Annotated in this window: 18 protein-coding genes and 4 pseudogenes; 14 read left to right on the top strand and 8 right to left on the bottom strand. The window is 57.8% G+C overall.

The genetic code is table 11. The annotated features are described in order from the left end of the window. Positions 1 to 11: 11 nt before the first annotated feature. Positions 12 to 1369, bottom strand: a pseudogene (locus ACMX25_RS27785) (IS4 family transposase). An 887-nt stretch (positions 1370 to 2256) separates the two neighbouring features. On the opposite strand from ACMX25_RS27785, the pseudogene ACMX25_RS27780 reads away from it, so the two are divergent. From ACMX25_RS27780 to ACMX25_RS27755, 6 genes and pseudogenes are all read left to right on the top strand, one after another. Then, positions 2257 to 2896 (top strand): annotated as a pseudogene (locus ACMX25_RS27780) (DDE-type integrase/transposase/recombinase). A 1795-nt stretch (positions 2897 to 4691) separates the two neighbouring features. Continuing rightward, on the top strand, positions 4692 to 4943 hold the full coding sequence (locus ACMX25_RS27775) for an AbrB/MazE/SpoVT family DNA-binding domain-containing protein (protein ID WP_414953208.1): 252 nt from the start codon (positions 4692 to 4694) through the stop codon (positions 4941 to 4943). Continuing rightward, entirely contained in the window at positions 4940 to 5338 is a 399-nt protein-coding gene (locus ACMX25_RS27770; protein WP_414953207.1) for a type II toxin-antitoxin system VapC family toxin, read from the top strand. Before ACMX25_RS27775 ends, ACMX25_RS27770 begins: the two co-directional genes overlap by 4 nt. Positions 5339 to 5560: 222 nt before the next feature. After that, positions 5561 to 5836 (top strand): YlcI/YnfO family protein, encoded by a 276-nt coding sequence (locus ACMX25_RS27765; RefSeq protein ID WP_414953206.1) that lies wholly within the window; start codon positions 5561 to 5563, stop codon positions 5834 to 5836. After that, positions 5833 to 6132: a type II toxin-antitoxin system RelE/ParE family toxin gene (locus tag ACMX25_RS27760; RefSeq protein WP_414953205.1), complete on the top strand. Its 300-nt coding sequence runs from the start codon at positions 5833 to 5835 to the stop codon at positions 6130 to 6132. The genes ACMX25_RS27765 and ACMX25_RS27760 overlap by 4 nt, the downstream gene beginning before the upstream one ends. Positions 6133 to 7033: 901 nt before the next feature. After that, the gene (locus ACMX25_RS27755) at positions 7034 to 7309 is read left to right on the top strand and encodes an HU family DNA-binding protein (protein WP_414953204.1); all 276 of its coding nucleotides are present in this window, start codon (positions 7034 to 7036) and stop codon (positions 7307 to 7309) included. Positions 7310 to 7385: 76 nt separating this feature from the next. Here ACMX25_RS27755 and ACMX25_RS27750 read toward each other — a convergent pair whose 3' ends face one another. From ACMX25_RS27750 to ACMX25_RS27740, 3 genes are all read right to left on the bottom strand, one after another. Beyond that, a complete protein-coding gene (locus tag ACMX25_RS27750; RefSeq protein WP_414953203.1) occupies positions 7386 to 7604 on the bottom strand; it encodes a hypothetical protein in 219 nt (72 codons plus the stop codon). 2 nt (positions 7605 to 7606) lie between these two features. Beyond that, complete coding sequence (locus tag ACMX25_RS27745; RefSeq protein WP_414953202.1) at positions 7607 to 7924, bottom strand: hypothetical protein; 318 nt, start codon at positions 7922 to 7924, stop codon at positions 7607 to 7609. A 698-nt stretch (positions 7925 to 8622) separates the two neighbouring features. Next, entirely contained in the window at positions 8623 to 9348 is a 726-nt protein-coding gene (locus ACMX25_RS27740; protein ID WP_414953201.1) for an SDR family oxidoreductase, read from the bottom strand. Positions 9349 to 9429: 81 nt separating this feature from the next. Between ACMX25_RS27740 and ACMX25_RS27735 the strand changes: the two genes are divergently transcribed. Beyond that, complete coding sequence (locus ACMX25_RS27735) at positions 9430 to 10059, top strand: TetR/AcrR family transcriptional regulator (protein WP_414953200.1); 630 nt, start codon at positions 9430 to 9432, stop codon at positions 10057 to 10059. A gap of 397 nt (positions 10060 to 10456) precedes the next feature. On the opposite strand, the gene ACMX25_RS27730 is transcribed toward ACMX25_RS27735, so the two are convergent. The 3 genes from ACMX25_RS27730 to ACMX25_RS27720 all read right to left on the bottom strand — a co-directional run bounded on the left by ACMX25_RS27730 (position 10457) and on the right by ACMX25_RS27720 (position 12164). After that, on the bottom strand, positions 10457 to 10741 hold the full coding sequence (locus ACMX25_RS27730; protein ID WP_414953199.1) for a hypothetical protein: 285 nt from the start codon (positions 10739 to 10741) through the stop codon (positions 10457 to 10459). Positions 10742 to 10772: 31 nt separating this feature from the next. Next, complete coding sequence (locus tag ACMX25_RS27725; protein ID WP_414953198.1) at positions 10773 to 11717, bottom strand: hypothetical protein; 945 nt, start codon at positions 11715 to 11717, stop codon at positions 10773 to 10775. A 246-nt stretch (positions 11718 to 11963) separates the two neighbouring features. Beyond that, a complete protein-coding gene (locus ACMX25_RS27720; RefSeq protein WP_414953197.1) occupies positions 11964 to 12164 on the bottom strand; it encodes a hypothetical protein in 201 nt (66 codons plus the stop codon). Between the two features lie 3 nt (positions 12165 to 12167). Here ACMX25_RS27720 and ACMX25_RS27715 point away from each other — a divergent pair. Together ACMX25_RS27715 and ACMX25_RS27710 are read left to right on the top strand one after the other, a co-directional pair. Beyond that, positions 12168 to 12995, top strand: a pseudogene (locus tag ACMX25_RS27715) (NAD(P)/FAD-dependent oxidoreductase); the annotation flags it as partial. Positions 12996 to 13030: 35 nt separating this feature from the next. Further along, complete coding sequence (locus ACMX25_RS27710) at positions 13031 to 14446, top strand: MFS transporter (protein WP_414953196.1); 1416 nt, start codon at positions 13031 to 13033, stop codon at positions 14444 to 14446. Between the two features lie 1447 nt (positions 14447 to 15893). On the opposite strand, the pseudogene ACMX25_RS27705 reads toward ACMX25_RS27710, so the two are convergent. Beyond that, a pseudogene (locus ACMX25_RS27705) lies at positions 15894 to 16115 on the bottom strand (aldo/keto reductase); the annotation flags it as partial. A gap of 139 nt (positions 16116 to 16254) precedes the next feature. On the opposite strand from ACMX25_RS27705, the gene ACMX25_RS27700 reads away from it, so the two are divergent. The 5 genes from ACMX25_RS27700 (at position 16255) to ACMX25_RS27680 (ending at position 22300) form a co-directional block, all read left to right on the top strand. Continuing rightward, positions 16255 to 17643, top strand: coding sequence for an MmgE/PrpD family protein (locus ACMX25_RS27700; protein ID WP_414953195.1), 1389 nt, complete (start codon positions 16255 to 16257; stop codon positions 17641 to 17643). 90 nt (positions 17644 to 17733) lie between these two features. Then, positions 17734 to 18513 carry an SDR family NAD(P)-dependent oxidoreductase gene (locus tag ACMX25_RS27695; protein ID WP_414953194.1) on the top strand — a complete coding sequence of 260 codons (780 nt, stop codon included), beginning with the start codon at positions 17734 to 17736 and terminating at the stop codon, positions 18511 to 18513. 163 nt (positions 18514 to 18676) lie between these two features. Continuing rightward, positions 18677 to 19843, top strand: a complete 1167-nt coding sequence (locus tag ACMX25_RS27690; protein WP_414953193.1) for a porin — start codon at positions 18677 to 18679, stop codon at positions 19841 to 19843. 36 nt (positions 19844 to 19879) lie between these two features. Next, entirely contained in the window at positions 19880 to 21076 is a 1197-nt protein-coding gene (locus tag ACMX25_RS27685) for a MaoC family dehydratase (RefSeq protein ID WP_414953192.1), read from the top strand. Continuing rightward, positions 21077 to 22300 carry a CaiB/BaiF CoA transferase family protein gene (locus tag ACMX25_RS27680; protein WP_414953191.1) on the top strand — a complete coding sequence of 408 codons (1224 nt, stop codon included), beginning with the start codon at positions 21077 to 21079 and terminating at the stop codon, positions 22298 to 22300. It abuts the gene before it with no gap. Positions 22301 to 22336 lie beyond the last annotated feature (36 nt).

Below are 22336 nucleotides of genomic sequence, written 5' to 3'. Positions count from 1 at the left end.
GTTGCGTTTGATCAGAAAGCCCGCCCCGTGCGGTAATGCCGTTCAGTAAGGTCCTTCTTAAGGTATCGAACGGTGTAACGTTTAGGTCGGGATTTGACGACCCGCTCGCATGCGCGACCGGGTCGTTTTCATTGGGTAAAGCCTTGAGCCGTTCACGCAAACGCTTAAGGCACGCTGGCAATTTTGCGTAGGCCGGAGTAACAGCGGCCCACATCATTTCGTGCTGGATCGTATGAAAGGCCCGCACGAAGCTGATATCAGTCGGCTCGAGTTTGGCTTCCCATGCGGCGCTGGCGATCTCACGGCGAATCAGGTTGTAGGCGATCAACGCGCCCCATATTTCCTGATACACCCCTTCGACGCTGCGGCTGCGCAAGGTCAACTCCGAACCCAGCATCGATTGCTTGATCTCCCGGAAACTGGTTTCGATCTGCCAACGACGCTCGTAGCAGGCCACGATATCGGCGGGTTTGAAACGCCGACGCTCGCCCAGCGAAGTCAGCAGCACGCGTTCACGCCCGCGCGCGATGGTGCGGATCGCCCGCGCGTCCCAGAATTCGGGCAAAGCCGGGCATTTCTTGCGCGCCTGCTGCAAGACGCGCATGCGCACCGTTGCATCGTCAGCGGTACCCGCGATCACTTCCCAGCAGGTATTGGATTTGGCTGGAATCAGAAAGTGGCGATTGCGTGCGCCCATCGTCAGACCACACAGAATCTCAGCGGCCAGAAAGCCCTTGTCGAACACAGTCAGCGAGTCTTCCGGTATCTGCGGCAGCAGGCTTTTGGCGTACACCATTTCGTTGGTGTCGTAGCGACCGAAATTGATATCGGCGACCAGATGCGTCGGAATCGCGGTGAGCGTCACTGCGCGCACTTGCGGATAACTGGCCACCTTGCCACTGGCGTAACCCTGTGCGCCGAAGTGCTCACGGTTGGCCGGGCTGTCGGGCGTGCGCAGCGTGGTGCCGTCCATCGCCCACAGACTCAACCCCTTGAATGCATGGTGAGCCGCGTCTTGCGTCGTCCAAGCACGTGCTGTCTGCTCAAACAGCCAAGCCAACGGTGCTTCGCCGACGCGCTGACGCGCCTGCGCCGCCGCGCTCTTGCTGACAAACGGCGCGGCCTCGTTGGGCAACGCTAGATCAAGGCTGTCCAGCACCTCGCTGACTGACCAGTGCCGGTACATCGCCAGTGCGATTACCAGCCACACCACCTGTTCAGCCGGTAGGCGGCGGCGCCTCAGGCTTGCCGTCCCCGTAGCACGGACTGCACGTTCGATCCATTCGTAACGCAGATGCTCAGCCAGCCGGCTCAGGTCGGCTACCGGCTCTTGCGCTTCGATCAGATAGGTAAGGTGGGCTGAGAGCATCGCGCTGAAAAGTTAACAGCTTGGCGCGTTGTTTACAACCTCTTCCTGCTTCAAAAACAAAATGCCGCTCAGCTCTTAACTGAACGGCATTACGCCTTGCGCGGGCTTTTTTGTCCCGTTTTCCAGCGTGTCTAGAGTCTAGACACGCTGGTGAAATAGCTGTCGGTTGACATTGCGCTGGTGACGACAGCGATCTGGTTTGTCGCTATCTCAGGAGTCGACGCGGAGCTTAAGTTTGTTCTCCGTCCACACGTTGGGCTTGTCTGGGCCGTCGGAAAGTACATGTGGGGCAAGTCAAAGGACACTGAAGTACCCGGGCAAGCTCGTGAGATCTGGCTTTGCTGCGCATTCAGCGAATTTCAGGACGAACATAATGAATCGGACCGTTTATTCACCGCTGTACATATCGGTGTTACGGGGGCAAGTCTGGCACGAAGAGCTTCCGAGCACTCACGCCTTTGGCTTCAGGTTGATTAGGCTCCTGTACCGGGGATGACTCCGGTGTCCGGCTTCTCAATAACGACCAGACCTTTGCCTAGTTGTCTCATTTAGAGCGTGTCTAGAATCTAGACACACGTTGTCATCCGTGCACCATTATCGGCCCCCGGCCCCAGAGCGTTCATTGACGGACAATCGGGCCGAATCGCTACGCAGCTACAGTCCTGCTCGAGAGCGTGACTAGGCTCCAGATACGCATCGTTAGCGACGAGCCATTCTCGCGCTCAGGAGGCATCGCGATGAAAGGTCTCCGGCGTCCTTGCGGCTGCGGGCGCGTTTGGCCTTTGTGTAGACGGTGGCCTCCGCCAAGTTGCTGAGTCGGTCTCGCAAATCCTGTGAGGAAGAAATCCAAATAGCTCTTTCACAGTCGCCGTTTTCCGGCATCTCTCATCAGTTGCATTGTGCGTTGATATATCCGGTTTTAATTGAGCCTGCGCGACATTGAAGAGTTGCTGTTCAAGCGGGGCGTGGTTGTTAGCTGCGAGACAATCCGGCGCTTGTGCGACTAGTTGTTTGCCGCAATCTTCGCACCGAGCGTCACGGTTGCGCGTCGCAAGCTGGGCACCACACGGCATCTGGACGAAGTGTTTGTTACGCCCCGGACGAGCCTTATTTGCTATGGCGAGCAGTCGATCCGCATCGCTCGGAACTGAATGTCCGGCTGCATAAGCGTCGCGACACGGCCGCAGCCAAGCGGTTTTTCAAGCAAGTGCTGGCCTTTGTCACGACGTGCCGCGCAAGATTGTGAGCAACCAATAGCGCTGCGCCCCGTCCGCGAAAGCTGCGGTTGCTGAACCGGCAAACTTCGAACACGCCTTCGTCAACGGCAGTGCTCGAGTCCACAACGGCGCCGATAACACTCATCAGCGCAACGCGTGAACGCGAGCGTCGCAGGCGCGGCTTTCACGATACCGAACGCATGCACAATTCTTGCCGAGCTTCGGTCAAATTCGGCAGCACTCGGCCTTCAGGCGGCACTTACTACGTGCTTCGCTTTACCGCACACAACTCGGTGAACGGTTCGCATAGCACCGCTTTACTGAGCTGCCCCAAAATCCATCTATTTTCTCGAAGGAAGGGGCGCCACCCCTATGTTTGCGCGCCGTGAACCATTCAACATGACGGAGCCGTCACACCGCTTGAGCGACTGATAATCCATGTCGCGCAACTCGTCGCCGACTTGGCCGACGAGCTTGCCAGCGTGTTGCTTCTCGCTCCGGCGTAGTCCCGTGCCCTTTGTGACGCCGTTCAGATAGCTCAGCCAGCGGCGCCGGAATCTCGACACGGTCAGCCTGGAGCCCGTAGCTGTCTATTGCAGAGATGAACGACCTCGCTGCACAAGGCTGAGGTGGAACACTATGAAGATCACGGCCGACACCAATGTCCTTGGCCCCACGATTACCGGCGGCGGTGAGCGGTAAAGTAAGGTGACGCAGGCGGAGCTTGGAGAGAGCAGATATCGTGGCCGTAGCGCTTCCTTTATTGTGCGAGTTGTTCTGGGTGCTATCGCAAGGCTACAAAATCGCCGCTGACGACATTGCCGGTGCCGTGCGAACCTCGACTAGCGCTGCGAATGTGATGGTCTACCCACCTGCTGTAGAAGCGGACTGGTGCTTTCTGATCCGGTGGGGATGTTCCGACGGCTTGATGGCGTATAAGGGGAAGCGGTGAAACGTCAGACGGCGCAAGGCGGATCTGCCCGTCTGCTTGGATAAAGATTACATCGCGCTGTATTCAAATTTTCGAACAACCCGAACGACTCGGCGTATTCCTATCTCGTGCCTGAATAACCTGCGCTGTTGATCTCCGCTCAAGCCGCGGCTTCATCCCACTTAATTAACGAATTTTGGGCGTCACATAGCGAATGGCCAAAAGCGCCTACCAATTGTCATTAGCAAGACTCGTCTTATGCAGGCTGTATATACATACAGCGTGCGAGGAAACCAGGAAGCAGTGGGTACGCTTGCGCAACGAGCAAGATTGTCAACCCTTGAAGTGGCTCATTGAAACCCTCAGCGAGGTGTGGCCATTGTCAGCGCCGCGCCCGCGCGCGCCCGTGGTGACGTCAAGCCCTATCTATCTGCCTTGTGTCGCCGGCAAGGCGTGTCGGTTCCCCGACTTTCGACCCGGCGAGAAAGGCAAACAGCACCTCCAAGCGATCTATCACATCCTGTAGCGCTCGCCCGCACGTGCTCAAGCGGGATGGTGAATCCACGGGGATGGTCTTCCGGCGCCGAAAAGCAGTTGTTAGGGATTCACATCAAGCCTGATAACTGGGTTTGGCCTTCCGATCATTACGCATACGCCTGCTGGCACACATAGCTTCGCACTTCGCGTCTTGCCTTTGTCATATAGGTGGGCTATCTTAAATACTGTATATACATACAGCTTTCGGAGGGTGCCATGGAAGAGTGGGTGCGAGTACGGAACGAGCGTGACCGCAAAGTATTGGCCTGGCTGCGTGGCCAGGTAAGCGATACCGCGATCGCTACGGCCGCGCGAGTATGCGCCCGGGGCGATTCGAAACCGTATCTATCAGCAGTCTGTCGGCAGCTCGGACTGTGGGCGCCGATTTTGCCGAGCCGAAGCCAAATCACCGAGGCAGTAGGGGAGAGGCACCTGGCAGCGATGTATGAAATTCTGCGCGCGCGTCCATCTGACGTACGCCCTGGACAATGATTTGAATTCGCTATGCGTGTGCTTCGGCCGCGTTCATCGCGCTTTCTTTAACTGAGCCTTGTCTGATAACGCGTATCCGTAAGATTCTTGCCAAGCTTGATTGTAAGGTTAAAGTGCCTTACATTGAGTCTTTTGCGAGGTCGTGATGAGTACGCTAACCGTGACATCAAAAGGACAGGTCACTCTACGCAAGGATGTGCTGGACCATCTGGGCGTTCAACCAGGGCAGCGGATTTCGGTTCATAAGCTCCCAGACGGCCGGGTGGTGGTCAGTGCCGAGCACGCCAGCGAGCCAATCAGCGCGGTTTTCAACTTACTTAAAAGAGATAACCGGCCCGCGCTGTCGATCGACGACATCAATGACGTGGCTGCGCAAGGGTGGAGCGGCAAGCGATGAAGATTACGGCCGATACGAACGTCCTAGTGCGCGCCATGATCGGAGACAACGAGCAGCAAAGCGCGCTCGCGCAAGCGGAGCTTGCGGCGGCGGAACTGGTCGCGATCGCGCTGCCGTCGTTATGCGAGCTGGTGTGGGTGCTCTCGCAGGGTTACAAAGTCGCGTCCGATGAGATCGCGGATGCTGTGCGACGCCTGACCAATGCCGCCAATGTGGTGGTGAACCGTCCCGCTGTCGAAGCCGGGCTGGCGCTGCTGGATGCGGGGGGTGACTTCGCCGATGGCGTGATTGCGTACGAGGGGCGATGGCTGGGTGGCGAAACGTTCGTATCATTCGACACGAAGGCGGTTAATCGCTTGACCGCCCAGAGCAAGGCAGCGCGTCTGCTCGCATGAGGGAGAGGGGGAGCACCGCTCGACGGGTGTTCTCGGTCCTTCGCACTTGCCGTCAGCCTGACCGCCACACCCAACTCGATCTAATTTCATCAAAAAAGAAGTGGCCGGGGCGCGGACCGCCCTATCTGAAAACTCGTAGGAACAGGGTTCTCAAAGCGCGAAACATATACCGGGAGCTGTGGTAATCTATGCGCTGCAAATGCAACGCATTGGAGTAGTCAGATGAAAACCGCCTCTTTGCCGTCTCTGCGGGTTGATCCGGAACTTCGCCAGGCTGCCGAGAGCGTCCTGCTCGACGGAGAAAGTCTGTCGTCGCTCATGGAGTCTTCCTTGCGCGCAAGCGTCAGCCGTCGGCAGATGCAAAGGGATTTCGTGGCGCGCGGCCTGCAGTCCCGCGATCGGGCACGCAGTACGGGTGAATATTACGACGCGACCGATGTGCACGCCGAACTGGAAGCGATGCTGGTCGCTGCGGAAAAATCCCAGGGCAAACGTTGAGCTATCGGGTTCGCTACACAACTGAAGCGCGCGCAGATTTGTTGCGCCTGTACGAGTTCCTGCTTGAACAAGACGCACCGGCCGCGCGCCGCGCGCTCGAGGCCATCCGCAAAGCCGCTGACATGCTCGAGTTGTTTCCATACACCTGTCGCAAGGTCGAGCCGGATAACGCGTATTTACGGGAGCTGGTCGTCTCGTTTGGCGACGCCGGCTATGTCGCATTGTTTGAGATCGAGGACGAGCGCACGGTCGACATTCTTGCCGTGCGGCATCAGCGTGAGGACGACTATCACTGAGCCGACCGACGGGTAGGGAGAGAGGCGAGGCAAGGCGTGATCGGTGGGCGCGAGCCGCCCACGGCCGCAGGAAATCACTAAATCAATCGTAGCATCCTTGTCTGATAATTGTTATTAGCAAGTTAACGCGTCAAATTTCATGGCGGATACGAGTTCGGCGCGCCGGTTAGAAGGTCTTTCGCTGAGCGGCATGGACAAGATGGAACTATTAAACATTATCGCTCGTAATGTCTAGTAGATCGCCGGCCAGTCAAGGGCTCGACCGCTCTCCAGCGGTTGCCACTGCCGCGGGTCGATGGGGCACATGAGGCTTGCTGAATTGCGCGTGGAGCTTGTGCCGGAACGGTGGTTAATTGACTCTTGCTTGATTACCGCAGCACCCTTGGGCACCAAGCGTTCGGCAAAGCTGCAATCCGTGAAACAATCAACGTTGAATTCGCGACACCCTGAAAGCCATATCCAGCAGTGAATGCCAGCATTAAACGCCAAAATGTTTCACGCTGCGGCGAGACCCTTTCAGCTCGACATGCTCTAAAAGAGGTTTTTCAGCCCGCGAACGGTGAAACGTCCCCTTTGTTGAATTTTTGTATTAGACAGGATGTAAAGCGTATTAAACACTACGTCCTGATTGGCGTTCCTGGCTTGACGATTACCAGTTGAATTGTTCGGAGACGTCGCAGCCGCCGTCGAGATTTTCTGGAAGAGCGGAGCGGACGCTGACGCGGCGAAAGATGACACGGCCAGCGCCAGCAGTCGAGTGTTTTAGAAACGGTCGCGCCACATGGAGTCTGGTCAGTCGAGATCAGCTTTGGTCCATAAACCCAATGGGTCTGTCCGGTGCGGTATTCTCCTTTCCCGACAGTTAATAGGCTGTCTCTCGCTTAAATTGGAGAACACGAACATGAACAAACAGGACCTCATCGATGCAGTGGCAAGCGAAGTGGGCATCGCGAAATCCGCCGCAGCAGAAACCATCGATGCATTTTTGGCGACCGTGACGGACGCGGTGGTCAACGGAGACCCCGTTCAACTCATCGGGTTTGGATCTTTCAGCACAGGCGCGCGAGCGGCCCGAGCCGGGCGCAACCCGAAAACTGGCGAAGCACTCCAGATCGCCGCTTCAAAAACCGTCAAGTTTGCCGCCGGCAAAGCATTGAAGCACGCAGTGAACCAGTAGGGCGTTGAACGCGGTATCCGCCTGCGCGGGTCGCAGGCGGTTGCAATGAGCTCGGCTTGATACTTGCGGGCTCGCACTAGAACAATTGATCGTCGAGCAATCTCAGATTTTTCCACTTCACGGCGCTGCGTCGCTCGATACCATCGGCGTGCAGCGAGCGGATCATGACGCGCTCGCCCCGTGCCTCACCCAGCACCTCCGCAATTCGGTCGCCGTAGCGCACCAGCGCACCCCGTTTGGGACGCGTCTTCAGCGAGAGACGTGCGCGGGAGCTGACACGTTTGATGCGCAGCATGGCTAAAAAGTGAATGCGTTCATGGGAAGGGCGGCAGGCCCCATTAATCCGATTTCGGGCGGACGAGCGGCAATACGCCCGTACCGGCGAGAATTGACGTAGCTGTTTTCGGCTTCCGCCACCCGGTGCATTGGCGCCTCACTCAGTTGCGAGTCGTGCAGCGCCAACAGGCGCTCGATCACGGGTGCGTCCTGCTCACTGATCAGCCAACAGGCGCTTTTCGCTGCAACGGCGAGAGCGTTCTCGAACGTCGCCTCTGCATGTTCGTAACACTCGAACGGCGTATCACCAAAGCCCAAGCGCTGAAGGAAGTAGGCCATGTACGCTGAACGGACCAGTTCGTTGATCTGATGTCGGTTCCCACTGTCGCTGCGGCAAGCCGCCAACGCAAGATGATGAGCGTGCGAACTCGCGTGCTGATTGTGCCGACATCGGCAGCAGCGACGACTTGCTTAGCGGTTTTCGGTTGGCACCCGGGCGGATAGATTTTCGCTTGGTTCCTGCCATGCACTTATCGAAGCAATGTTCAGAAAAAATTTGGGTCAGCCTGCTGTCGACGGTTGAGCTCGCTGTCGGCCTTTGGTGCACGAGGTCGTCGAACCGGCTCGCGTTCTAGTCGCGGCGGATATTAAGTCCTCGGTGTCTACCATTTTCATCATTGAGGCTTGAGGGACTCCCGCGGCTCGCACAAGGTACCCGTGGATGATGAGCCTACCGCGCCTCTAATTAAGTTTGAGGCCAGAGGCCCTCTCGCAAGCCACATTTTAGCGCAACGGAGAACTCGACCACCCGATGCGGAAAGGCAGTGAGCGGGCCAGGATCTGCCTGTTGTGAACGCCAGTTTTACGACGCTCGATCGAGCGGGCTGAAGCTCGGCACTGCGTCGACCTCGCGAGAGATGCGTTTTTGATCGCGGAGGGCCAGTAACGGACATGAAACGGCCACTCACCGTTTGGACGGAAGGCAGCCGTCGCTGCAAAGCGGCCCTCTGTGCTTGTCTTGAGGCGCTTCGGAAAGATCAGGGCACGAACCCTCGGAGTTGCTCGTCCATCCACGGATACAGCTCTTCGCCTTTCATGCTCAGCCGAGACTTGAGTTCGTGTGCAGCCTCATCGGCCAGGATCTCGATCGAGCCATTTGCGACACCTTCGTAGGCCTTGTCGACGACGCTGACTGCGCTTACCTTCGGGACATCCCATCGCGCGGCCATCGGCGTATCAACCATGCCGACGAGAAGGCCGATCACTTGTGTTTGTTGACTCTTCAAGGCGACTCGCAAAGCGTTCGTCGCCGACCACATCGCCGCCTTTGATGCCGCGTAGCCGGTCGGCACGCTGATCCAGGCAGCCGCGGACAAAATGTTCAAAAGCGTGCCTCCGCCGTTGGTGGCGAGCACAGGTGCGAAGGCGTTCGCGAGGGCAAGTGTTCCGAAGAAATTCGTCTCGAAAATCCGGCGGAGCGCGTCCGCAGACCCTGTGATGGAGTCTCCCGCCGGCGCGATGCCCGCGTTGTTAATCAATAGATCGACATCGAGCGCAGCATTCACCGCGCGGGCGATGTCCCCGGAATTCGTGATGTCAAGCGAGATGACCTGGACTCTCGCATCTGCCCGCTGCTTCGGGTTTCGCGCTGTGGCATAGACCTTCCTGGCCCCTCGCTGGAGCGCCTGCTCCACGAACTGCTCTCCCAGCCCGCCGTTGGCGCCTGTGACGAATACCGTCCTACCGTCGAGTGACTGCTTCATGTATTCTCCTGTCGAAATGGGGATGCCCCCCAGAACGAACAATATACGGGGACATTCCCCACTTTGTCAAAGAGAGATGCCATGTCTGCTGCTCGCAGTTCCCCGGAAAGAGCGCCTCGCGCGTTGCGCGCCGACGCGCAACGCAATCGCGACGCGATCCTCGTCGCGGCCCGCGAGACGTTCGAGGAAGAAGGCGTGCTAGCGTCCCTCGACGGCATCGCCGTCCGTGCTGGCGTCGGCAACGCTACGCTTTATCGGAATTTCCCGACTCGAGACGACTTGCTCGCTGCAGTCATGGAGGCCAATATTGAGGCCGCGCTCGCCGAGGCCGAAGAGTTCTCGGGTTCGCTAGGTCCACGCGAGGCGCTTGCGGAGTGGCTGCTACGATTGACTTGGCAACTGCGCATCTGGCATGACCTGCCCTATTGCGTAGCCAGCGCACGAAGCGATCCGGAATCGTCGATGAACCCGGCGAGCTCGCGACTGATAGAGAAGACCCGCGTGCTTCTCGATAAAGCCAAATCCGCAGGCATGGCGGTGAAAGCTGTGACGGCAGAAGATCTCTTCGAACTGGTCACGACCTTATCGTGGGGCGTCGACCGCTTCGGCGACGATGAGCAAGCTGCCCGCAGGCGGGTGGCCATTGCGACCGCGGGGATTTTCACCATGCATGAGGTTCCGAGCGCGCTGAGCCCCAGGAGGCGTCGTTGAATCGGCGTCTCGTGGCGATTGCAGAACCATAACCTTGCGCTCGCGAAAGACTCCTGTTCTGTGTCAAGCAGCCGTTGGCATGCTGCATAGGAGCGATGGAACGGTCGACGACAGCCCTACACGCGACGCGGCCGGTGTCTGTTTTGCGGCTCGCAATCGATGAGGTCGAAACTCGGCAGTGGGTCGGCAAGGAGCATTCGATTGTCGATTCCTGATCGCCGAAAAAAGCTGCAGGATCGCCAATCTACCTTAACTGCGGAGGCGGTCCTCTACCGCCCATGCGCTCGAACGGTTAAGTCTAAACCTGTTTTTTCTGCCTGCTGGAGAAGCGAGAGAGACACAGAGGCCGAAGCTAGGCGATGCGACGGACATCTCCAGCCGGGCGCGCGAGGGACGCTCACTGCCCATCTCTTGACGGGTACCGATTTAGGGCGACAGGACTGAATTCTCTCTTATTCCGCTGTATATCGGCGACCAATTCCTTCAAAGCTTCGATGCCACCGGTCGTGAATGCGGTCACTGCAACCAGTTCATCACCTTCAGCGTCCATGTGGCCAATCACGCCTAGGCAACCATCCTCCGGCTCCAGATTCATAAGTGCCAATTCTTCCAGCCATGCCTTCGGTTCGCCTAACATCTTCGCGACATATGAGATCGTATAAACGTAGGTTGTTGCGCCCATCTGACTTGCTCCTAAGTCGATTTTGCGAACATCACGGCGCTCGTTTCGCATACATGGCGGTTGCGGGGTGAACAATTAGCCGCCCGGACTTACCATGATCGGTGCACCGTTTTACGGTACAGCGCGACAGAATTTTGTGCCAATCGTTTCGCGAGTTAACAGCCTCGGCGAGAATATCAAGATATTCGCTGTGATCGACCCTGTCGTCGCTTGGAAGTCCATGCTCCGCGTGCTGTTTAATCAGGGTTTCTCGATCGCTACGACTCGGTGCTATCGAACTTATTCGACTCCAGGCTTCGCACGCCCACGCAAAGGTCTCACGCATGCGAAAGTCGATATTGAGAAGATAGTCGCTGCGAGGCCGGTGGCCTAAACCGGCAGCGGCCCTTCTGCAATTATGAAAAACATGCGCTGCCTCGTGAACGACGAAGTCAGCGAAAGGGTCGATCTCCCGGAAGTACGCCACCGAAACGTAGCAGGTAGTTTCCTGGCTCAAACCGACGACGTTGCACCCCTGCAAAGAGAGCGTTGGTAGCTTCAGGCTCTCTAAGTATATGTTCGCCACATCCCACGCTGTAGATAGCCAGCGCTCAGTCTGGAGAGCCTTTAGTATGGTTGTAGGCGTGAGGAACACAATGCTATTTGCCAGCAGGTGTAGGACGGCTGCCCGCTCGTTTGCATCGAATAGTCCATACACCATCGGCCGCAATCTGTTGCTGCTCCATGCATACAGGTCATTTGGAACGCAAGGCGAAAACTGAACGCCGGCTGAACGGCGCAAAGTTTCCGACAAGAGAGCCCTCCGCAGCTGCTGGGTAGCCTGTGTGGCGGCGTCAACAAAATCCGAGCCAGGCCACCCGTTGAAAAAGGCGTCATATTCGCCTGTAAGCAGGTAGCGCTTGACCTCGCCATCAATCCACCGCGACGTACCAACCTGCAACGATTGTGGTAGCTTCGCTCTGGAAGTGTATTTCATGCTTACCTAACCCCTCGGTAGAGACGTAGCATTTGCGCTTTATCGTATCATCCGCGCTCGGAGCTGGTTTCATCGCAGGATCGAACCAGCCGGTTGTAGCCACGAATGAGCCTCATCAATCATTCCGCACTGCAAGAGGATCGCCTCAGAGGCTGTCGCGGCCGCGCGAGTGGGGCATTGGATTCTTTGAAGCCTGTGCCTAGCGTAGTGCTTCGGCTGGCCGACTCTGCGCCATCAACGCATCGACTACCAGCGGCGGTAATGCCACCAGTTGAAGCGCGCGCTATCCACCAGTTGGATCAATTCGTCGTAGCGTTGAGCGCCGTAGAGCGCGCTCAGGCAAGCAGTCGTGCCGGTGAAGAAGTCGCCGTGGCCATTAGGGCCTAACACACGTGTGGTCGTCCCTAAAAGCCGCTCTGCCCAAGCCGAGGCGATCGATGGCGTCACGCATACCTGCGCACGCTCGACGACGCGGTCTCGCTTGGCGCGAAGCTCCGTGAAAGTGCGCGTGTGCTCGTGATCGGCGGCGGCTGGATCGGTCTCGAGGTGGCCGCCTCGGCGCGCCAGCTGGGCGTGGAGGCGACCGTTATTGAGGGCGCAACGCGTCTGTGTGGCCGGTCGTTGCCGCAAACGGTGTCGGATTTCCTGCTGGAGTTGCATCAATCGAATGGGGTGGACGTTAGGCTCGATGCATCGCTCGTCGCGCTAACCGATCACGAGCAAGGCGTGCGCGCGACATTCGCGGACGGTAGCACGCTCGATGCGGATTTCGCTGTTGCGGGGATTGGCCTGACGCCCCACACGTCACTCGCACAAGAGGCGGGACTGGATGTGAACGACGGCATTGTGGTCGATGAATTCGGGGCGACGTCGGACCCGTTCATCTTCGCTTGCGGCGATGTTTCAAATCATCCGAACGCGTGGCTCAAGCGGCGCGTAAGGCTCGAATCATGGGCTAATGCGCAAAATCAGGCGATAGCAACCGCGCGCGCGCTCATGGGCACCCGCGAGCCCTATGCAGAAATCCCGTGGTTCTGGTCCGATTAATACGACGTGAACCTGCAGATCCTCGGCGACATTCCCGCCGGCATTGAACCGGTCATACGCGGCGACCTGAACGCTCGCCGCGCGAGTCTTTTCTTTCTGGAAGCGGGTTTTATCCGCGGCGTGATTTCGATCAACATGCCGCGTGACCTGAAGCTTGCGCGCAAGTGGATGAGCCAGGGCCGCGCGATCGACATCGCGACCCTCGCCAATACAGCCAAAGCGCTCGCTTAAGCATCATGGACGCCATACCAGGACAAGGGACAGACATGAGAACGTTTGGCAATACGTTAGGCAATACGATTGCAGCGCAGGGCGGTGCGAGTGCCTCGGGGGCGCTTACCGCTGGTTCGATCATCGCGCGGATCGAGCGTCTGCCGACCAACCCGATGCAGGTGCGCGCGCGCTTCCTGATTGGCGCGGCGACTTTCTTCGATGGCTTTGACGTCATCACCATAGCGACTACGCTACCGCTTCTGATCCAGAAGTGGGGCCTTACACCTGGACAGATCGGATTTCTGATTGTTTCGGGATCGATTGGCCAATTGATTGGTGCTTTCCTTTTTCCTGCGCTGGCTGAACGCTTTGGTCGTGTGCGCTCGATAGCGTGGAGCTCGGGGAATATCGGCGTCACGAGCATTGCCTGCGGATTCGCACCAACGTTCGCCGTTTTCGTCGCGCTGCGGATTGCGCAAGGGCTGGGGCTCGGCGGTGAATTGCCGGTTGCGGCAACTTATATCAATGAGATCACGCGCGCTCACGGACGGGGACGTTTCGTCCTTCTGTATGAAATCGTGTTCCCGATCGGGTTGCTGGCATCGAATGCATTGGGTGCCTGGATCGTCCCGCGATTTGGCTGGGAGGCAATGTATATCATCGGTGGTGTGCCTCTGCTCCTGTTCTTTGCGCTGCGCAAGATTGTTCCTGAATCGCCGCGCTGGCTGGCATCGAAAGACCGCATGCACGACGCCGACCACTCGCTCAAGGCGTTCGAAGCCACGGTCAAGGGTCCGATGCCGCCACTGCCGCCCACGACCGAGTTCGACGCAATAACGCATCGTCACCCCAAGCGTCGCGCACGTGATGTCTTTGGCGCGGCTTATATCAAGCGTACGATCGCGGTCGCGTTGCTATGGATGACCTGCGGCGTAATCCAGTATGGCCTGTCGACCTGGCTGCCGACGATCTACAAGACGGTTTATCACTCGCCGCTGCAACTGGCATTGAATTTAGCCGTAGCGGCTTCGCTACTTGGCGTAGTGGGATCCGTGATCTGTGCGCTGATCGTAGACAGGGTGGGCCGCAAACCAGTGATCAATGTGGCGTTCGTCTTGTGCGCGGTTTCACTCGCGCTCGCCGGCGTATTTCACAACGAGTCGGTGTACGTGGTTGCAACATGCTGTGCGTTCGCGATCGGGTTCATGTCGTGCGGATTCATCACGGCGTACGTCTATACCCCCGAGTTGTATCCGACCAGCATCCGTGCGTTCGGTTGCGGGGTAGCGGGTGCGTGGTTAAAGCTCGCCGCCATCTTCGCACCGGCGATGGTCGGCAAAACGCTGGTCGGCGGCAATCTCGACACGGCTTTATACCTGCTCGCAATCGTGCCTATGCTGGCCGCGGTAGCGGTTCATTTTCTGGGCGTCGAGACGAAAGGACGCGTCCTCGAGCAGCTCGAAGTATGATCTGGCCGGTCCACGAAACGCAAGGCACAGCGCGCTTGAAGAGCGCGCGTTGCTGCCGTCGGACAACATGTTATTTAGGGTCCCACTACATTCCTTTAATGCGCTCACAGTACCCGGAGGCGCAGCAACGGCCAAAGGGCGGCCAACTTCGAATGAACGCCGTTGCGCGCATGTCGCCATACGCCGTGGAAATATTGCTGTATCAGAGGTCAGTTGCCTTTGTAGATATCACACGATAAGCCGACGACGCAGGGAGCGACATACCTGCTCGGCCCGCTAGCCTCGGTTCCGGACATTGGCACCCCTCCAACTGACTGCGCGGTCATCTGTCCGCCGGTCATGGCTGGAACCGCCGGTTGCTGTGCCGAAGGCTGATCAGTGGACCATGCTGGCTGAGTGACTTGAGAATGCGCAATGCCAGACACGACAAGTAGCAGGGTGGTGCCAGCGGCTGCAATCAGTTTTAATTTCATATTAATTCCTTTGTTAATGGCGACCTCTACCGCTAGCGGTTCGGTCGTGCGGACAACGAAACTTCTTACCCTAGAATGGCCAATTCGTCACGTGCATGGCGACGGGAAAAGCGAGCATTACCGGACTGCTTGACGGTCGCGAAAGGGATGCATTTGGGGACTTCGCAAGCCGAGATTGCGCTACGAGCCCGATGGTGTAGAAGAGAATGCTTCGCTACCGAGTCTCGGGGTCAGCTTGATTTCTCCAGACAGATATAAGTCATCGGGCGGCACATCACTGCTGATATTGACCTTGTGAGTCTGCAGCGCGGAGAAGTACCGTCTAAACTATTTATAGGCCGGCATTGAGGCGAATACCAGAAAAATGAGGAAGGTTTTGAAATCCAACGCGGGTTCAAAAGCCAGTCTCCGGCGAACACAAGAAAGATTCGAACAGGCTATTGCCGGATGCTTGGACGCAGTCGACTGCGAATGTCACCAGCCCAACCCTGGCGTGTTGATTTGACGAGAGCCTCAGGCTGAAAGAGCGCAGTGGGACGACGCTACAGCTTCGCACGCGCTAGGTCCTCTTTGCGATGCTTCGTTTCGTAGCTCCTATGGGCAGGTTCTTCTGATGACCCGACTTGGGTCAGCACAAACTTGTAACTGACGGTCGATTGTGAATCCCTGATCGCGGGGCCTTTTCTAATTTTTATAAAACGCCCTATTTGCACAAAAGTCGAAAGTCACGAGAAAGAGGCGATTGTGGCGGGTTTCATGTCATTAGTATCACCGATGCCGTCGTGGCCGCCCCCGCCGCACCACCGTGTAACGTCTCCTAAGGTCACACGCCAAGTTCTGTAGTAGTCGCTTTGATACACGAATTTGTATGAAGAGCTGCGTCACCCTGTGGCGAGGCGCAAGCGCACAGAAAAACGGCGCAAGCGGTTCATTGTCGTTCTTTGTAACTTCGCATACCTTATTGCGGGTCTTTAGTGCTTGCTCGAAGCCGACAACTGCATGAGGAACATAAGGTGCCTCAAGTCGCTGGCATAGCGAGCCTTGGGCTGCTTTGACCACGTCGTGCAGCGCCTCCAGGTCTCTTGAATGGACGTTTCATAGTCCCTACGATGAATTTGATAGAGGCCGACATAGTCCGTGCCGATTCGTTTGAGGCTGGGGTCGATAGACTGAAAAATGGCCTTTTGCGACAATCCGGCTCATCGGGGCACACGGCGCTCCCCGTCAAACAAGAATCCTGGCTGACGCAAAAAAAACTATCCTCGGAAAATTTATGCTACATTGCATGCAATCTGAGATGCACAAAAGAATGCTGTATGGATGAACGGAGTCAGAATGGGATTGACTGCAAACGATCGTGAAGGTTTTGCCCACACCATAGCTAGGTTCGCCGAGGCCTGCGTACCGCCCAGTCGCGCCCCTGAGGTTCGGAGGGCGATTATCGAGCGGCTGATCGACACGGTTGGTTGCGCACGCGGTGCCGTAATCGAAGAAGCCGTGCGGCAGGCGCGCGCCATGGCTGTCCGTTATTCGGTGGCAGCTCCAAATGCCGTTGGCGCCAGCGCTATCGGCACGTCGCAACGCGTGACCGTGGAAGCGGCTGCCTTCGTCAATGGGATTGCGGCGCGCTACCTGGATTTCAACGACATCTATCTGTCGAAAGAAGCCGTGCACCCTAGCGACAACATCCCGGCTGCACTCGCGCTGGCTGAAGCGCTTGGCAGCAGCGGCGAGGAATTGTGCACGGCGCTGGCCATTGGCTATGAAACGCATTGCCGGCTAGCAGATTCAGTGTCTACCCGGAAAGGACGCTGGGACAACGTCGTGCTCGGCGCAATCGCTGCCAGCGTGATGGCCGGATCGCTGCTCAAACTCGATACTGCACGGCAGGCGCACGCGATCAATATGGCCGCGATTGGTAATGTCGCGCTGATGGAAACCCGCGTAGGCTCGCTGTCAGTGTGGAAAGCTGCAGCTGCGGCCTATGCCGCCCGCGCGGGTCTTTTCGCCGCGCTGGCAGCGTCAGAGGGGATCACGGCGCCGACGCTTTCGCTCGACGGTACGCATGGCCTGTTCGCACAAGTTACCGGCGTTCCCGACACGGGCCATTTCGACACTCCTCTCCAAACGTTGCATCTGCTCGACACGCACCTCAAGGCATATCCGTCGCAATACTTCACGCAGACGGCAATCTCTGCCGCACTTGAGTTGCGTTTGAAATTAGAGATCGGAGAAATTCGCCGCATCACAGTGTCGACCTTTGAATTTGGCCGCGTCGCCGCTGCCGACGGTCCCGACAAATGGCAGCCAAAAACCCGCGAGACGGCGGATCACAGCATGCCTTATTGCATCGCGATTGCGCTGCTCGACGGCGAGTTGACGGCCGCGCAATTCGAACCGGAATGCCTGCAACGAGCGGACGTGCGCGACCTGTTGAAACGAATCACGGTCGACGAGGCGCCGGAATTGACGGCAATGTATCCCGCGAGAGTGCCGACGCGCATTGTCGTGGAGATGGAAGACGGCAGCGAATTGCAAGCGCTGACGGAATACCCGCTCGGCCATAGCCGCAATCCGATGACACCCGAGCAACTAGCAGCCAAATTCGGGGCACTATGTGGGCTCGGCAAGGAAACAGACGCATTGTTCGCCGACCTGCACTGCATCGCCGAGCTTGACGGCCCCAGTACCACAGCCTTACTGCGGCGGGTGGCCACCGTCTGACGGCAATCGTGTGTTTCACCTTGCTAGGGCCACCACAACAATTATAGTTCCTTAGGATACCGAATAATTGTTAAAAAGGAGACGTCACTGATGCATTCAGGTAACGAGCAAAGCCAGTCCTTGCAGGGACGCACGGCTATTGTCACGGGTTCGGGTCAAAATATCGGCCGAGCGATTGCACTCGCATACGCGCGTAACGGGGCGAATGTCGTCATTAATGGCCATAGCAATCTAGAAACGATTGAAGCGGTCGCCGCCGAAGCGCGCGCACTCGGCGTAAAGGCGATCGCCGTGCGCGCTGACGTGGGCGATTCCGAAGCGGTGGAGCAGATGGTGGAGCGGACCGCGAACGAACTCGGCAGTGTCGACATCGTTGTCTCCAACGTGTCGGTGCGCCATCATCAGCCGTTTCTCGACATCTCGGTCGAAGACTGGAACCAGATCATCAACAGCAATCTCAGTGCGTCGTTCTATCTCGCGAAATTCGCGATCCCGCATATGATTAAGCGTGGCTGGGGACGAGTGATCAATATCTCCGGGCGCGATGGCTTTTTCCCAAAAATCAACCGTGCACACAACGTGACTTGCAAAGCGGGTGTGTTTGCGCTCGCCAAAGCGATCGCCGTCGAATTCGGGCAAGTCGGTATCACTGCCAACGCGATCGCGCCGGGCATTATTGAAACGACACGTGATCCGGTGCATTACCCAAACTTCGAAAAAGAGTACGAGGCGAGACGCCAGGCGATGCCGGTGCGCCGACTCGGCACGACCGACGACATTGCCGAATCGTGTCTTTACCTTTGTTCGCAGGCAGGCGGCTTTGTGACCGGGCAGATCCTGCACGTAAACGGCGGAGAATTCATGGCCTAAGCGACATCCCACTCAGCGGCACTAAGTGACACCGGTCACGCATAGTATTACTAATCAAAAAATGAGCGGCCCGCGTAGGGAAATGGTGTTGCCGGCGCCCCGGTTTCTTTCGCGAGAAATTGGGTTGGGAGCGGTCCCCTAAAAAAATAATCAGGAGACGACAATGAAAAAGACTGTCCTCGCGCTGGCCGCAACCAGCCTTTTTAGCGGGCTCGCGCACGCGCAAAGCAGCGTCACACTGTACGGCATTATCGACGAAGGGTTCGACTATACAAGCAACTCGGCAGGCCACGCCAGTTATCAACTCGTTAACGGCATGGCCCAAGGCAGCCGTTGGGGCTTGCGCGGCGCGGAAGATCTGGGCGGCGGTCTGAAGGCGGTCTTCTGGCTGGAAAACGGCTTCAACGTCAATACCGGCACGCTCGGTCAGGGAGGTCTTGGCTTTGGACGTCAGGCTTCGGTTGGACTCAGCAGCAACCGATATGGAACGTTCACCGTCGGACGCCAATATGATTCGCTGTTTTCGACCTATCTGGGACCGACCACAGCAAACGGCAACTGGGGCGGTCTGTTGCTCGCTCACCCGTACGACAATGACAACACCGATGGCACCTTCCGCAACAACAACTCGGTGAAGTACGACAGCCCGAATATTGGCGGCTTCCAGATCGGTGGCACGTATGGTTTCAGCAATGGCACGGACTTCGCCGATAACAACTCATACAGCATCGGGGCTAAATATACGAACGGAGGCCTGCTTGTCGCGGCCGCCTACCTGCGTGCAGAGAGCCCTGGCGAGAACTCAACAGGCGCGATTCCGCCTTCAGGCAGCGCCGATTTCGTTTCAAAAGGGCTGCAAATTTTCGGTGGCGGCGTGAACTATACGTTCGGTAAAGCGACGCTCGGGTTCGTCTATACAAATTCGTTGATTAACCAGCCAGCGGCGACAGCCACGTCGGTCTATATCGGCACGATCGCTGGGCCTGGCGGCGGCATCATTAACTCCCTGAGATTTCAGAACTTCGAGGTGAATTTCCGCTACTTGGTGACGCCATCCTTCTTCATTGGCGGCCAGTACGTTTACACAACGGAAAAGATGTCTGCGACAAACCTCGTGGCAAGTCCAAAAATCAATTTGCTAGGCTTGATGGTCGACTATTCGCTGTCAAAGCGGACCGATGTCTACCTGCAAAGTGCCTATGAACGCGTGTCGGGTGACAAGACAGGCACCGTTCTGGACCACGCCTATATCACAACCACCGCCGGCGGCGGCCTCTCTTCATCGGCAAATCAATTGGCCGTGCGCATTGCCGTGCGACATCGTTTCTAGGCACGCCCCGATTCGACAACCGCAAGTGGAAAAATCATGTCCCAATCGTCATCATCCGAGCCAAACAAGAAGCGGCTCGTCAGAAGCGGCGAAGAGTCGCCGGCGCTCAGCGACGAGCAAATTGAGCAATCGCGAGCGCTAATAGGCGTTTGGCTACGCCGCGATGTGCATACCCCGGCGATATACGAGCCGATCTCGGTCCACGATATTCGTCGCTGGGCGCACTACAGCGTCGGTGACGATAACCCGATGTTCTCAGAAGTGGACTACGGCAAGCGAAGCGCTCACGGCACAGTGATCGCGCCGCCTACGTTCCTGTACACGATCGACAGCGGTATTGTGGCGCCTGGCCTGCCAGGCATCCAATGGATTTTCGCCGGCTCGCGCTTCGAGCATTTCAAGCCGGTCAAGGCGGGAGACACGATCACCGCGCAAGCGCGCCTGATTGATGTGCAGATCAAAGAAGGCCGCAGCGTCGAGCGTTACGTCAACCAGGTTGGCGAAGTGCTTTTTTACAACCAGCAGGGTGAGCTGGTGACCCGCTATGAAGGCGATATCTATCGAATTCCGCGGCGGCGCAGCGGCGGTGGTTTTAAGTTTGCGGTCGACAAAGCCGCGAGCGTCCCGCCGCCGTACAAGTACACGCAAGACGAGATCGAGGAAATCGCCGAGGGATATCGAACCGAAGAGCGGCGCGGCACTGACACGCGTTACTGGGACGACATCGCGATCGGTGACACGCTGCCCGTGGTGCAGAAAGGTCCGCTGACGCTCGTCGATATCGTAGGTTTCTATTCGGGCCGCCGGACTGTCTACAACGTGATGAAGCTCGCTTTCCTCGAGCGAGACCGACATCCGCATAACGTCTATTATTCGCCGACCCGCAATATTCCGATGCACCCGGCAGCCGGACATTTCGATGCGGAAATCGCCCACGAGATTGGCATGCCCGGCGCTTATGACCAGGGCTGGCAGCGAATCGGCTGGGCCGGACACTTGCTGACGAACTGGTGCGGAGACTTGGGTTTCGTACGGCGGCTGGACGGCCGCGTGACGCGTCCCAATCTGGTCGGCGACCTGACCCGTCTGACAGGGGAGGTCACTGGCAAGCGTAAGGAAAGGGGCGAGGCGCTCATTGACATCGTCTGGTGGGGAACCAACCAGCGCGGCGAGCGCAACTGCGATGGCAGGGCAGTCGTTCGACTGCCGACACGCGACGTGGCTTATCGGTAAATGGACAAAACCATGCACAGACCTCTGGAAGGACTTAAGGTCCTGGATCTTACGCACGGCGTCGCCGGCCCTTATTGCACGATGGTGCTTGGCGATCTCGGCTGCGACGTCATCAAGATTGAGAAGCCCGAGCGCGGCGACGCGACCCGCTATATGAACGTCAGTGAACGCTTTCAATCCGACATCCCGCGTGTCGGCGGTGACTATTTTCTTGCGATCAATCGCAACAAACGCAGCATCTGCGTCGAATTTAAATCGCCGGAAGGCCGCGAAGTCTGCGAAAAGCTGGCAGCATGGGCTGATATCGTGGTGCAGAACTTCCGTCCCGGCGTGACCACCCGACTCGGGCTGGATTACGCGAGTCTAAAGCCTTTGAACCCTCGCTTGATCTACGCGAACATCTCCGCCTATGGGATGGACGGCGCGCTGTCCGACAAGGCAGGCATGGACATCGCCGTGCAGGCTCGCTCCGGCGTCATGCGCATCACCGGCGCGCTTGACTCCGCCGAGCCGATCCGCCCGGGTGCGTCGATCGCGGACTTCGGCGGGGGTATATATCTCGCGACAGCGATTCTTGCCGCCCTCTACGACCGCGAGCGCACTGGCCAAGGTCAGGAGGTCAGCGTTTCCCTGCTAGATGCGACCATGAGTATGTTGTCCAACTATTCGGTTGCGATAATGGATGGCGCCGCGCAACTCGGGCCGCTCGGCTCCGGCCATCCGCAACTGGTGCCATATCAGGCATTTACCACTTCAGATGGTTCCGTGGTGGTCGCCACCGGCACCAACAAGACTTATCGCGATTTCTGCGGTGCCATGGGACATCCGGAACTCGCCACCGATCCACGCTTCGTTAGCAATCAGGCTCGCGTCGCGAACCGAAAAGCGCTGGTGACCATCCTAGCCGAGGTGTTCGCGACGCAGTCCACCGCGTACTGGATCGCCACGCTCGAAGTAGCCGATATTCCTTGCGCGCCGGTGAACGATCTCGCTACTGCCTACCGCGAGCTCGGAGATACCTCTCCCGCGATGATTCAAACGATCGATCATGCGGGGCTCGGCAAGCTTAGCCAGCTCGGCGTGCCGTTTCGCTTCAGCGCCGCGACCGGCGACATCCGTATGCCACCGCCAATGCTCGGCGAACACACGGGCGAGGTACTGCGTGATTTACTCGGATACAGTGACGCGGAGGTAAAGTCGCTCGCGCACCGAAAGCTAATCTAATTAGGTGTACAAATTAATTTGCCTGACGAAGCTACT

This window comes from Caballeronia eucalypticola, assembly GCF_047608185.1.
Classification (GTDB): Bacteria; Pseudomonadota; Gammaproteobacteria; order Burkholderiales; family Burkholderiaceae; genus Caballeronia.
This window is presented reverse-complemented; position numbering and strand designations above follow the sequence as displayed.